The sequence below is a fragment of the Nocardioides sp. Z43_10 genome, assembly GCF_059766615.1.
Genome location: NZ_JCBAJY010000015.1, coordinates 15,981 through 28,081, shown reverse-complemented (window position 1 = coordinate 28,081; position 12,101 = coordinate 15,981). Strand labels below are relative to the sequence as shown.

13 protein-coding genes, 1 tRNA gene and 3 pseudogenes are annotated in these 12,101 nt (G+C 70.6%); 1 reads left to right on the top strand and 16 read right to left on the bottom strand.

Going from position 1 to position 12,101, the window contains the following annotated elements; genetic code table 11:
- Positions 1-6 precede the first annotated feature (6 nt).
- Complete coding sequence (locus AC6EI4_RS19245) at positions 7-465, top strand: hypothetical protein (protein ID WP_498425342.1); 459 nt, start codon at positions 7-9, stop codon at positions 463-465.
- 137 nt (positions 466-602) lie between these two features.
- Here AC6EI4_RS19245 and AC6EI4_RS19240 read toward each other — a convergent pair.
- From AC6EI4_RS19240 to AC6EI4_RS19165, 16 genes and pseudogenes are all read right to left on the bottom strand, one after another.
- A pseudogene (locus AC6EI4_RS19240) lies at positions 603-787 on the bottom strand (IS3-like element ISPfr13 family transposase); the annotation flags it as partial.
- 395 nt (positions 788-1,182) lie between these two features.
- A complete protein-coding gene (locus AC6EI4_RS19235) occupies positions 1,183-1,731 on the bottom strand; it encodes an SDR family NAD(P)-dependent oxidoreductase (protein WP_498425343.1) in 549 nt (182 codons plus the stop codon).
- 360 nt (positions 1,732-2,091) lie between these two features.
- Positions 2,092-2,622: a GNAT family N-acetyltransferase gene (locus AC6EI4_RS19230; protein WP_498452453.1), complete on the bottom strand. Its 531-nt coding sequence runs from the start codon at positions 2,620-2,622 to the stop codon at positions 2,092-2,094.
- Between the two features lie 67 nt (positions 2,623-2,689).
- A complete protein-coding gene (locus AC6EI4_RS19225) occupies positions 2,690-3,184 on the bottom strand; it encodes a nitroreductase family deazaflavin-dependent oxidoreductase (RefSeq protein ID WP_498425367.1) in 495 nt (164 codons plus the stop codon).
- A gap of 154 nt (positions 3,185-3,338) precedes the next feature.
- Positions 3,339-3,584: pseudogene (locus AC6EI4_RS19220) on the bottom strand (IS3-like element ISTesp3 family transposase); the annotation flags it as partial.
- Positions 3,585-3,619: 35 nt separating this feature from the next.
- Positions 3,620-4,054, bottom strand: a pseudogene (locus tag AC6EI4_RS19215) (RHS repeat-associated core domain-containing protein); the annotation flags it as partial.
- A gap of 172 nt (positions 4,055-4,226) precedes the next feature.
- Positions 4,227-4,300, bottom strand: a tRNA-Pro gene (locus AC6EI4_RS19210).
- Between the two features lie 73 nt (positions 4,301-4,373).
- Positions 4,374-5,720 (bottom strand): ribosome biogenesis GTPase Der, encoded by a 1,347-nt coding sequence (gene der / locus AC6EI4_RS19205; protein WP_498452473.1) that lies wholly within the window; start codon positions 5,718-5,720, stop codon positions 4,374-4,376.
- A 35-nt stretch (positions 5,721-5,755) separates the two neighbouring features.
- Positions 5,756-6,541 (bottom strand): lysophospholipid acyltransferase family protein, encoded by a 786-nt coding sequence (locus tag AC6EI4_RS19200; protein WP_498452452.1) that lies wholly within the window; start codon positions 6,539-6,541, stop codon positions 5,756-5,758.
- Complete coding sequence (cmk, locus tag AC6EI4_RS19195) at positions 6,538-7,227, bottom strand: (d)CMP kinase (protein ID WP_498425347.1); 690 nt, start codon at positions 7,225-7,227, stop codon at positions 6,538-6,540. Before cmk ends, AC6EI4_RS19200 begins: the two co-directional genes overlap by 4 nt.
- A gap of 57 nt (positions 7,228-7,284) precedes the next feature.
- A complete protein-coding gene (locus AC6EI4_RS19190) occupies positions 7,285-8,379 on the bottom strand; it encodes a prephenate dehydrogenase (protein WP_498452451.1) in 1,095 nt (364 codons plus the stop codon).
- Positions 8,380-8,479: 100 nt separating this feature from the next.
- Complete coding sequence (locus AC6EI4_RS19185) at positions 8,480-9,235, bottom strand: pseudouridine synthase (RefSeq protein WP_498452450.1); 756 nt, start codon at positions 9,233-9,235, stop codon at positions 8,480-8,482.
- A complete protein-coding gene (gene scpB / locus AC6EI4_RS19180) occupies positions 9,232-9,900 on the bottom strand; it encodes an SMC-Scp complex subunit ScpB (RefSeq protein ID WP_498452449.1) in 669 nt (222 codons plus the stop codon). Before scpB ends, AC6EI4_RS19185 begins: the two co-directional genes overlap by 4 nt.
- Positions 9,893-10,777 (bottom strand): segregation and condensation protein A, encoded by an 885-nt coding sequence (locus AC6EI4_RS19175; RefSeq protein ID WP_498452448.1) that lies wholly within the window; start codon positions 10,775-10,777, stop codon positions 9,893-9,895. Before AC6EI4_RS19175 ends, scpB begins: the two co-directional genes overlap by 8 nt.
- Positions 10,774-11,139 (bottom strand): hypothetical protein, encoded by a 366-nt coding sequence (locus tag AC6EI4_RS19170; RefSeq protein WP_498452447.1) that lies wholly within the window; start codon positions 11,137-11,139, stop codon positions 10,774-10,776. The genes AC6EI4_RS19175 and AC6EI4_RS19170 overlap by 4 nt, the downstream gene beginning before the upstream one ends.
- On the bottom strand, positions 11,124-12,005 hold the full coding sequence (locus tag AC6EI4_RS19165) for a ParA family protein (protein ID WP_498425352.1): 882 nt from the start codon (positions 12,003-12,005) through the stop codon (positions 11,124-11,126). The genes AC6EI4_RS19170 and AC6EI4_RS19165 overlap by 16 nt, the downstream gene beginning before the upstream one ends.
- Between the last annotated feature and the right edge of the window lie 96 nt (positions 12,006-12,101).

The window sequence follows — 12,101 nt, the reverse complement described above, 5'->3', positions numbered from 1 at the left end:
GGGGCGATGGTGGTGACCGCCAGTGGAACCACGATCTGGAGCACCACGACGTCGATCATGCGGGTTGCGGGGGTCGAGTTCCCCGGCGAAGAAAACCGTCGCGGACTTCAAGATCGCGTTGTCCTCCTCGAGGCGATGGACCTTGGCCTTCAGCGCCTTGATCTCAGCCAGCTCCTCGGTGGTCGCGCCAGCGCGCTGACCGCCGTCGATGCCGGCTTGGAGCACCCAGCGACGCACGGACTCCTTGCCGACGCCGAGTTGCTTGCCCACGACCGCGGCAGCGCCGGTCAGCGAGGAGTACTCGCCACGGTGGTCGTTGACCAGCCGGATCGCCCGAGCCTTCAGCTCATCATCGATCTTCTGCGGCATGGTGCTCATCCTCCTGGACTCAAACAGGAGCGGCATCAAACTGGGGCACTTCAAGGCCACGAGGATCGCCTCCGACGAGTCGTCACCGCCAGCTGACGACTGACCCACCAGGTCGCCCGGCATCAGGGGGCCACGATCCGCCGGCACGGACACGACTTCGTCGTCGCGGCGTTTCGACTTGCTCACAACGCCGCCGACCGAGCAACTCTTGACAAGCGCTCCCCTCAGGACCGGGCCATGTCACGCACCGCGTCGACGACCTGGGCGTCGGTGATGGTCCGCGCCGCAACGGCGCGTCCGGTGTAACTTCCACGCTCGATAGGTCCGCGCGGCGATCTGGCAGCCCTTGCTCGCGCAGCACCCGACAGATCGACTCGACCGCGTGGCCGTGGCTCCTCATGGTGTCGATGAAACCCAGCCAGCATCCGTTTGTCCGCACGGCCGGGCAAGACTCACCCACCAAAGTGGGGACCACCCGCGAGAGTTTTCGCGACATAAGGCGCTGTGACTCAAAAGCGAAGTGGCCTCTGGCCCGCGTTTCCGCAGGTCAGAGGCCACTCTTCGGTCGGGCTGACAGGATTTGAACCTGCGACCCCTTGAAGCACGTGACATGGCGACCGCTGACCGTCGCCACTTGCGCATTCTTGCCCGTAACGCGCTGACCTGCACAGACGCCGCCGTAGGGGCGGCCGAAGCGCTCGCTCGTTTGATCCGAACACACCCGGATTGACCCGTTCCGCCCACGTTTCCGCGACATAAACGCGGCACGGCTCGAATCTCATTCAGCCTCGTCGGCGAGAAGGCACCCCCTGATCAGCCACCAAAGACATGGGTCGCGCTGGCACCGCCGTCGACCGCGATCTCCGCCCCGGTCACATAGCTCGACTCATCGCTGGCCAGGTACACGTACGTCGGCGCCACGTCATCGGGCTGTCCGACCCGGCGCAGCGCCACCTTGGCTCCCCCGTGCGCCATCGCCTCCTCGCCTCCGTGGGCGCGCGTCATCGGGGTGTCGATCATGCCGGGGTGGACTGAGTTCACCCGGATGCCTCGACCGCCCAGCTCGTGCGCCGCGGCCTTCGTCATGCCACGGATCGCCCACTTGGAGCCGCAGTAGGCCACGAGGTGCCCCATGCCGGCCAGACCTTCGATCGAGCTGGCATTGATGATCGAGCCTCCCCCGTTCAGCTTCATCGTCGGCACGACCGCCTGCATGCCCAGGAAGCAACCCGAGATGTTGACGGCCCACACCTGCTGCGCCTCGGTCAGCGGCATCTTGTCCAGAGCGCCGAAACGCAGGATCCCGGCATTGTTCGCCAGCACGCTGACCGGGCCGAACCTCTCGTTCGCTGCCGGGACCAACTCGGACTACGTCAGAGTGACAACCAGACCTTCAGCAGTCCCGACCGACCGAGAGCACGCTGAACTAACATGGGTGCCGGCGCAGGTCGCGGGTCGTGGTCGTGCTTCAGGAGTCCACCTTTGCGCCGAGACTTCATACGATGACCCGCTACGAGGTGCTTCGCGTGAACGATCGCCTCAGCGCCCCCAATGCGACCGCCGCCCGTCCACAAGGCGAGTTCAGGGGGCCTATGGCGCTCCGGCGAGCGCGGCTACTCGCCTTCCTCACCTCCGGGGCGATCTGGATCGCCGGGGTTTCGGTAGGAGCCGGCATGTGGACGGGACTGCGGCACCTGCATGATCGCGGTCCAACTACTCAGATCACGGTCCGGCGGTTGAGGTTCGAGGGAGCTCAACGACGACCTCCACGAGGCTGCCGAGGCGATTAACGGAGGTTGGACCCAACCGCTGCAGCATCGCCAACGACGCTGGATTGTCAGCAGCCAGGATGGTCTTGATGCGCTCGACACCCTTGGGGCGCTGCACCATGAGCTCAGACAAGAGCGTGGAAGCTGCGCCCCTGCCGCGGTAAGCCTCAGCGACGGTGACCGCTACGTCCGCCGTCGACGGCTCGTCGGGATAGCGGATCATTCGCGCCACCCCGACGGGCGTGCCGACGCCTTCGTCAGTAAGGAGGAACAACACCAACGCGACATGGTCGACTCCGTCGACTCCATCCACGAGATGATCGAGCAACGCCTCGGAGAGATAAGGAGTGCCGGTGAGGAAACGGTGGAACTGGGATTCACTGCTGAGCCCCTCGTAGCCCTGCGCGAGCCTGTCGCGGTCTTCCGGCAACAGTCCCCACGTGAGGCCGAGTGTCCCGTCCCGCAGTCGAACTTCGGTTGCCATCGGCACACCGTAGCGAGTGAGGACCGCGACCTGTCGCCGAACCGCAGACGAGCGCAATCTGTCGACGTCACCCCTCCTTCGCGCGAACCGGGTGAGGCGGCGTACCGCTGTCGTCGCTTGCTGGATCGAGCCGGAACACGGGGTGCGTCGCTGCCTCGACCCGGAGCTCGTCGTCCGAGGCGTCCGACCTCACCGCCCACCAGGTGCGCGTCACAGGCACGCGCGCGATGTAGCTGCGAATCACCGAGGTCGCATCAGCCGGAGCGAGCTCCGTGGCCCGGTAGCGACGGGTCCGACGAGTGCGGCTGAGCTCGACGACGCCGGCTGCCCGCACGTTGTGCACCCAGGACACCACGCCGTACGGGGCGACCAGGTAGGCCGTGCCGTCCAGGCTCATGACATCGACGGGCGTTGTCCGGGGTAGACCCGTCCTGCGTCCGGCCACCGTAAGGAGGTGCCGGTACGAGGCGCCCAACCCAAGCGTGGTCAGGACGGTGTAGATGCGGTTGATCATCCGGCGCCCCGGACCCGTGACGAAGATGCGTTCCCGGTTGCTGCTCATCCCATGACGGTACTCGCGCGCTCTTGGGGCGCAGAGGGCCAACTGAACGGTAGCCACGATGAAGCGCGAGGTCCTCCAAGACGCCGCCTGCTGGACCGACGAGCCGACCTGCCGCAGGGAGGTCTTCCGATGGCTCGTCCGATACAACACCCGCCGTGGCCAGGTACAGGTTGGTGCCGTCGGCGAGAGGGAGGTAGGTGATGTCGCCGACGTAGCGCTGGTTGGGCGCCGGGGCGGTGAAGTCGCGCTTGAGCAGATCCGGGTGCTTCTGCCCCGATGGCTCGGGGATCGTGGTGCGTACGCGGCGCTTCTTGACGTAGCCGGCGATACCGGCGGCACGCATGACGCGCGCGACGCGCTTGTGGTTGACCCGCTGCTCGGCTGGGGCACCGTCGTTGAGTACCCATCGCACTTGGTGAAGATGAGACCGGTGGGGTCGGACTGGTTGACGGGGTCGTTCCCGCCGTACTGGTAGCCGTTGAACTGTCGTGGATCGCCGCTGGCGAAAATGGGATCGACGCTGATGAAGCGACCCAGGAGGGTGTCGTACTTGCGGGCGCCCATGTCGGTCAGCCCGGTGGTCGCGCTCTGCGGCTTGTTGAGGAATCCGTGGTTGTCGGGCCAGGTGCCTTTGGTGCCGGGTAGGACGCTGCCGTAGGGGTCGAGCGGGCGACGTGCCACGTTCCAGGTGCTCGGGAGGACCGCGACGTGGTTGGTGCCTTGGTGGTCGGGGGCCAGCCACTGGGGGCTGCCCAGGTTCTTGCGCAGCGCGATGACTGTGCCGCTGAGGCTCGTCACCGCCAACTGAGGACTGACCCACCAGGTCCCGGCATCAGGGGCCCCGATCCGCCGACACGCACACGACCGCATCGTCGCGGCGTTTCGACCGCACGCCCAGCACCCGTTGGCCCGCACGAGCGGGCAGACTCACGCGCCGAAGTCAGGACCACACGCGAGAGTAAACGCGGAATATGGCCCGGGCGACTCAAAAAACGAAGTGGCCTCTGCCCTGCGTTTCCGCAGGTCAGAGGCCACTTTTCGGTCGGGCTGACAGGATTTGAACCTGCGACCCCTTGACCCCCAGTCAAGTGCGCTACCAAGCTGCGCTACAGCCCGAATCGCTCGTCCGACATTGTCGGGCGAAGCGGGATGAACACTACCGCAGCCTCGCCCGACCTGGGGAATCGGGTCAGCGCTTGCGCTTCTCGCGCACCCGCTGGGTGAGCACGATCGGCGAGCCGACGAAGCCGAACTCCTCGCGCAGACGGCGCTCGATGAACCGCTCGTACGACGCGTCAAGCTTGCCGCTGGTGAACAGGATGAACGTCGGCGGGGCCGTGGTGGCCTGGGTGCCGAACATGATCTTGGCCTGCTTGCCGCTGCGCACCGGGTGCGGGTGCTCGGCGACCAGACGACCCAGGAAGTTGTTCAGCTGCCCGGTGGTGATCCGGGTCTCCCAGCCCTCGATCGCCTTGTCCAGGGCGACCGCGAGCCGGTCGACGTGCCACCCGGTGCGGGCGGTGATGTTGATCCGCGGCGCCCACGCCACCTGGACCAGGTCGCGCTCGATCTCGCGCTCCAGGTAGTAGCGGCGCTCCTCGTCGACGAGGTCCCACTTGTTGAACGCGATGACCAGCGCGCGCCCGGCCTCGCGGACGGTCTGGATGATCCGGATGTCCTGCTCGGTGATGCTCTGGCTGGCGTCGATCACCAGCACCGCCACCTCGGCGCGGTCGATGGCCGTGGTGGTCCGCAGCGAGGCGTAGTACTCGTGCCCGGAGGCTTCCTTGACCCGCTTGCGGATGCCGGCGGTGTCGATGAAGCGCCAGGGCCGCCCGGCGAACTCCACGAGCTCGTCGACCGGGTCGACGGTCGTGCCGGAGGCGTCGTCGACCACCACCCGGTCCTGGCCGGCGAGCTTGTTCAGCAGCGAGGACTTGCCGACATTGGGGCGTCCCACGATCGCGATGCGGCGCGGACCGCCCGGCGGGTCCCACGACTCCGGCGGCGTCTCGGGCAGCGCGTCGAGGATGGCGTCCAGCAGGTCGCCCGAGCCACGTCCGTGCACCGCGGAGACCGGGTGCGGCTCGCCGAGACCGAGGTTCCACAGGCCGTAGGCCTCCGCCTCGGTGCGCTGGTCGTCGACCTTGTTGGCGGCCAGGATGATCGGCTTCTTGGAGCGGCGCAGGATCTTGACGACGGCCTCGTCGTGGTCGGTGATCCCCACCGTCGCGTCGACGACGAAGAGCACGGCGTCGGCCAGCCCGATCGCGATCTCGGCCTGGGCGGCGATCCGCTCGGCGAGCCCCTGCGCGTCGGGGTTCCAGCCACCGGTGTCCACGACCGTGAAGGCGCGCCCGTTCCAGTTGGCGTCGTAGGAGACCCGGTCGCGGGTGACCCCGGGGCGGTCCTCCACGACGGCCTCGCGGCGGCCGATGATGCGGTTGACCAGCGTCGACTTGCCGACGTTGGGCCGCCCGACGACGGCGAGCACCGGCACCGGCCCCAGCGACGTCTCCCCACCGGCGTCAACCATCGGGTCGGTGGCGTCGGGGGACGCGTCGTACTCAGTCATCTTGCTCCTTGCTCGACGACACCGGTCTGCGGGTCGTCCTCGAGTTCTCCAGGGGGCATCGGACCTGGCAGGTCCTGCCCCGTCAGCGCACGGGCCACGTCGAGATGGGCCACCATGTGCTCCCTGAGCAACAGTGACACCTGCCTGACTTGTTCCCGTGTGCGAGGCCACGGCTGTGCCGCGACCCGGTACGGCGTGCCGTACACGACGTCTATGGTCCCACCTCGTGGGGGCAGCGCGCTCGCGCCCGCCCCGGGCGCACGAGTGCCGAGGAAGGCGACGGGCACCACCGGCGCCCCGGTGACCAGGGCGAGGTACGCGGCGCCGCGGTGGAAGTGCGCCAGGTCGCCCTCCCCGCGTCGGCCCTCGGGGAAGATGCCGACCACTCCCCCGTCGCGCAGCACCCGCAGGCAGGTCCGCACCGCGGCCACGTCGACCGAGAACCGGTCCAGCGGCACCTGGCCGCTCCACTGGAAGAAGCGCCCGGCCCGGCCGCGGAACATCTCGATCTTGGTGAGCGCGTGCACCGGCCGCGGCGTGAGAGCCGCCATCAGCGGTCCGTCCGCCACCCCGATGTGGTTGCCCGCCAGGATGACCGGTCCGCTGGGCGGCAGGTGCTCCAGCCCCTGCACCCGCACCCGGTAGAGCCTGCGGACGAAGAACTCGACCAACGGCCGTGCGCCGCGCAGCAGCCAGAGCGGTGGGTGCCTCGTCTCCGCGCTGCGGGGAAGCTCGGTGTGCGGCGCCCCGCCGCGGGTCGTCCGCGTACGAAGAGCGCTCACGCTCGAGCCTCGACCGCCTCCACCAGCGCGACCACCTGGGCGATGACCTGCTCGAGCGTGTACGCCGTGGTGTCGATGTGGGCGGCGCCGTCGGCCTGCACCAGCGGGGCCACGGCCCGACCGGAGTCGATCGCGTCGCGAGCCAGCAGGGACGCCTGGGTGGCGGCCACGTCCGCGCCGCCCTCCTCCGCCGCGCGGCGCGCGGCCCGGGCGGTCGGGTCGGCGGTGAGGTACACCTTCACCTGGGCGTCAGGAGCCACCACCGAGCCGATGTCGCGGCCCTCGACGACGATGCCGCCCTCGCCGATCGCCTCGCGCTGCAGCTGCAGCAGCCGGGCCCGGACCTCGGGCACCGCGCTGACCGGGCTGACCGCGGCGTTGACCTCGTCGGAGCGGATCGCGGTGCCGACGTCCACGCCGTCGACCAGGATCGCCGGGCTGACCGGGTCGGTCCCCGAGCGGATGTCGGGCTGGTCGGCGACGGCCGCGACCGCGGCGGCGTCGTGCACGTCCACGCCCATCCGGATCATCCACCAGGTCATCGCCCGGAACATCGCCCCGGTGTCCAGGTAGCGCAGGCCCAGCCGGCTGGCGGCACCTCTCGACGTGCTCGACTTGCCCGATCCCGAGGGTCCGTCGATCGCGACGACCACGCCGGGGCGGGCATCCGCGGGGGTGCTGCTCACTGCGACTGCTCCTTAGCTGGGGAATGCGTCCCGGGGACGGGAGGCACCCCCCGAATCCTACCGGTGAGTGACCCAGCCCCGTGCTTCGAGAGAGCCGAGCAGGTGATCGGCCCGCGCCTCCTCGACGAGCAGCTCCACCAGACCGACCGGTCGCCCGGGATCGTGGTCGATGTGGATGTCCTCGATGTTCACCCCGCTGGCGCCGGCGTCGGCCAGCAGCCGCGCCAGCTCCCCGGCCGCGTCGGGCACCGACACGAACACCGCGCGCATCGGCCGGGCCGGGCCGCCGTGCTTGCCCGGGATCGCCCGGGTGCCCGCGACGCCGCGCGCCAGCAGCGCACCGAGCGCCGCGCGCTCACCGGACTCGACGGCGCTCATCAGCGCGTCCAGCTCGCCGCGGACCTCGCCGAGCAGCGCGAGCAGCGCCTCGGCGTTGCCGGAGACGATCTGCTGCCACAGGCCGGGGTCGCCGCCGGCGACCCGGGTCACGTCGCGGACCCCCTGACCCGACAGCGCCAGGTGCTCGGGCGGGGCGTCGGCCAGCCGCCCGGCGACCAGGGACGCCAGCAGGTGCGGCAGGTGCGAGGTCCGGGCCACCGCCTTGTCGTGCTCGCGCGGGCTCAGGTGCACCGGCACCGCGCCACACAGGCGCGCCAGGGCCTCCACCAGCGCGACCGCCTCGGGCGTGGCGCCCTCGTGCGGCGTGATCGCCCAGGGACGACCGTCGAACAGCGAGGCCGACGCCGCCAGCGGACCCGACCGCTCGCTGCCGGCCATCGGGTGGGAGCCGACGTAGCGCGCGGCCTGCTCGGGCGTCGCCGCGCCCAGCACCGCGCGCAGCGGCTCGCCCTTGACGCTGCCCACGTCGGTCACCACCGCGCCGGCGTCGGCGAGACTCGCGGTGATCACCTCGCCGAGATGGTCGGGAGGCACCGCCACCACCACCAGCTGCACCGGGGTGCCCGGCTCGTCCATCCGCCCCGCGCCGAGCCCGGAGGCGGTGCGCACGTTCTCCGTGGAGACGTCCGCGAGCAGCACGTCCAGCCCGGCCCGGCGACAGGCCAGCGCGATCGAGGTGCCCAGCAGCCCGGCTCCGACCACCCGCACCGGCCCGACCAGGCCACCTTCTCGTGGGTTGTGTGCCTGGGTCACCGCTGCTCCTCGTCCCGCTCTGCCCCGGGGGCTCTCCCGGTCGCACCCAGGCTATCGAGGCGCCCGCCGGCGTCGGCGAGGGCACCAGCTCTGCGGCGCCTCACAGCTGGGCGCTGTCCAGCAGAGCGCCGAGCTCCTCCCGGGTCAGGTCGCGCAGCTTGCCCGGCGCCAGGTTCTGCATCCGCACCGGCCCGATCGCGGTGCGGCTCAGCTTGCGGACCGGGTGGCCCACGTGCTCCAGCAGCCTGCGCACGATCCGGTTGCGGCCCTCGTGGATGACGATCTCGACGATCGTGCGGCCCTTCGCCGCGCCCTGCCCGTGCTGGACGAGCTTGGCCCGCGACACCGTGACCGGTCCGTCCTCGAGCCGTACGCCGCGCCGCAGCCGCTCCAGGGTCTCGGCGGCGACGACCCCCTCCACCTCGGCGACGTAGGTCTTGTCCACCTCGTAGGACGGGTGCGCCATCCGGTGCGCGAAGTCCCCGTCGTTGGTGAGCAGGATCAGCCCGGAGGTGTCGGTGTCGAGCCGGCCCACGTGGAAGAGCCGCTCAGGCCGGTCGTCGACCAGGTCCTGCAGGGTCCGTCGTCCCTCGGGGTCCGACATCGTCGAGACGACGCCGCGGGGCTTGTTGAGCACCAGGTAGACGTGCGCCGAGATCGGCGGCAACCGCTTGCCGGAGACGCGGACCACGGCCGTGCGGGGGTCCACCTTGGTGCCCAGGCGGGTGACCACCTCGCCGTCGACCTCGACCTCGCCCTCGAGCATCAGCTCCTCGCACTTGCGGCGCGAGGCGATGCCCGACTGGGCCAGCAGCTTCTGCAGCCGGATCAGCCCGTCGTCGTCGGTCTCGATCACGGTGTGGTGGTCCCTTCGTCGGTGTCGGTGGACGCAGTGGCGTCCAGCGTGGGTGCGGCCGGGGCGGGCGTGCCCGCCAGCATGGCCAGGTCGTCCTCCATGTCGTCCATGGAGGGCAGGTAGGGGGCGAGCTCGGGCAGCTCGTCGAGCGAGCTGATCCCGATCCGCTCCAGGAAGTAGCTCGTCGTGCGGTAGAGGTTGGCGCCGGTCTCGCCGTCCTGGCCGGCCTCGGCGACCAGGCCGCGGGTGAGCAGGGTCCGCATCACCCCGTCGACGTTGACCCCACGGATCGCCGAGACCCGGGCCCGGGAGACGGGCTGCTTGTAGGCCACCACCGCGAGCGTCTCCAGCGCCGCCTGGGTGAGCCGCGCCGACTGGCCCTCAAGCACGAAGGCCTCGACCACCCCGGCGTACTCGTCGCGGGTGTAGAAGCGCCAGCCGCCCGCCACGTGGCGCAGCTCGAAGCCGCGCCCCTGCGCGTCGTACTCGGCGGCCAGGACGCGCAGCGCCTGGTCCACCTCGGCGGCCGGGTAGCCGACCGCGGTGGCCAGCACCATCCGGTCCAGCGGCTGGTCGGCGACCATCAGGATCGCCTCCAGCGCCGGGCGCAACGCGGCCCGCGCCACCTCCTCGGCCGGGCCGGCCGAGGCCGTCTCCTCAGTCATCGCTCTCCTCCCCCTGCCGGGGCTCGTCACGGGTGCGCGGCGGCGGCTGGCCGTCGAACTCGTCGGTGATCTCGATCTCCGCGCCGTCGCCGCCGGTCCAGCGCACGGTGAGCTCGCCCAGCGGCGTCATCTGCTCGAAGGAGACCACGCCCTCGCGGAACAGCTCCAGCAGCGACAGGAAGCGCGCCACCGTGGTCAGGGTGTCGGGCGAGTCGCCGCACAGCGCACGGAAGGTCATCGTGCCCGAGCGCCGCAGCCGCTCCACCACCAGGGCCGCCTGCTCCTTGACGCTCACCTTCGGCGCGTGGATGTGGGTCAGCGACACCTCGAGCACCGGCTTGGGGGCCAGCGCCCGGGCCGCCAGCGCGGCGAACTGCTCCAGACCGATGCCGATGAGCACCTCCGGCAGCAGCGTGGCGAAGCGCTCCTCCAGCCCCACCGCCCGCGGGTGGCGGCGCGACTCGTCGGCGAGCCGGCGCGACATCACCCCGGCCACCTGCTTGAACGCCTTGTACTGCAGCAGCCGGGCGAAGAGCAGGTCGCGGGCCTCGAGCAGGGCGAGGTCCTCCTCGTCCTCCACGTCGCCCTGGGGAAGCAGCCGCGCGGCCTTGAGGTCCAGCAGCGTCGAGGCGACCAGCAGGAACGACGTGGTCTGCTCCAGGTCCCAGACCGGGCCGCCGGCCTTCACGTAGGCGATGAACTCGTCGGTGACCTGCGAGAGGGCGACCTCGGTGATGTCCAGCTTGTGCTTGGCGATCAGGCTGAGCAGCAGGTCGAAGGGACCCTCGAAGTTCGTCAGCCGCACGGCGAAGCCGGGGCCGTGCTCGGCCGCCGGCGTCTCCGTCTCCCTTCGGCGTCCCGACACCCGGGTGCTCACTCCTCGCTCAGGCGGCGCACCAGCGGGCTGTCGGCGCCCTCGGCCTCGAGGTCGGAGAGCGCCAGCGCGATCGCGGCGCGCACCAGCCGTCCCCGGTCCACCGCCAGCCCGTGCCGGCTGCGCAGCGTCAGGCGGGCCTGCTCGAGGTCCATCAGCTCGTCGGAGGTGACGTAGACGGTCATCTTCTCGTCGTGACGCACCCGCCCGCTCGGCTTGCGCGGCGTGCTCGCGGCGGGCGGCGTGCTCGCGGCGGGCGGCGCGGCCTCGGGCGCGGGGCTCGGTGGGGCCGCGGCCTCGGTGGGGACCGGGGCGGTCGGTCGGAAGAGGTCGTCGGCGGACGGCAGGCTCACGCGCCGGGACAACGCGCCAGCACCTCCTTGGCCAGGTCGCGGTAGGCCTGGGCGCCCGCGGACGCCGAGGCGTACGACGTGATCGGCTCGCCCGCCACGGTGGAGTCGGAGAACTTGACCGTGCGGCGGATGACGGTGTGGAAGACCTTGTCCCCCCACGCCTGGACCAGCCGGTCCATCACCTCGCGGCCGTGCAGGGTGCGCCCGTCGAACATCGTGCCGAGCACGCCGTCGATCTCCAGGTCGGGGTTGAGCCGCTCCTGGACCTTGTCGATCGTGGTCTTGAGCAGCGCCACGCCGCGCAGCGCGAAGTACTCGCACTCCAGCGGGATGATCACCCCGTCGGAGGCGGTCAGCGCGTTGACGGTGAGCAGGCCCAGCGACGGCTGGCAGTCGATCAGGATCACGTCGTACTGGGACAGGGCGGGCTTCAGCACCCGCTGCAGGCTCTGCTCACGCGCCACCTCGTGCACCAGCTGCACCTCGGCGGCGGACAGGTCGATGTTGGAGGGCAGCAGGTCCATCCCGGGCACGCCGGAGGGCACCACGACGTCGTCGACGGTGACGTCGCGCTCCATCAGCAGGTTGTAGACGCTGAGGTCCATCTCGTGCGGGTTGAGCCCCAGGCCCACCGACAGCGACCCCTGCGGGTCGAAGTCGACCAGCAGGACCTTGCGGCCGAACTCCGCGAGCGCCGCGCCGAGGTTGATGGTGGTGGTGGTCTTGCCGACCCCGCCCTTCTGGTTGCACAGGGCGATCACCCGGGCGTTGCCGGTGTTGGTGCGCGGACCCGGCTCGGGGAGGTCCGGGAGGGGCCGCCCCGTCGGCCCGAGCACGGTCGACGACGCGGGGCTCTGGAACGGCAGGTGTTCGGTCACGCGGTGCTCAGCTCCTGGGGAGGTCGTCGGTTCGGCCGTGGGTGACGCGGGAGGGGTGGTCACGGGCCCACGTCCGTCCCTGATCGTAATTGTCGA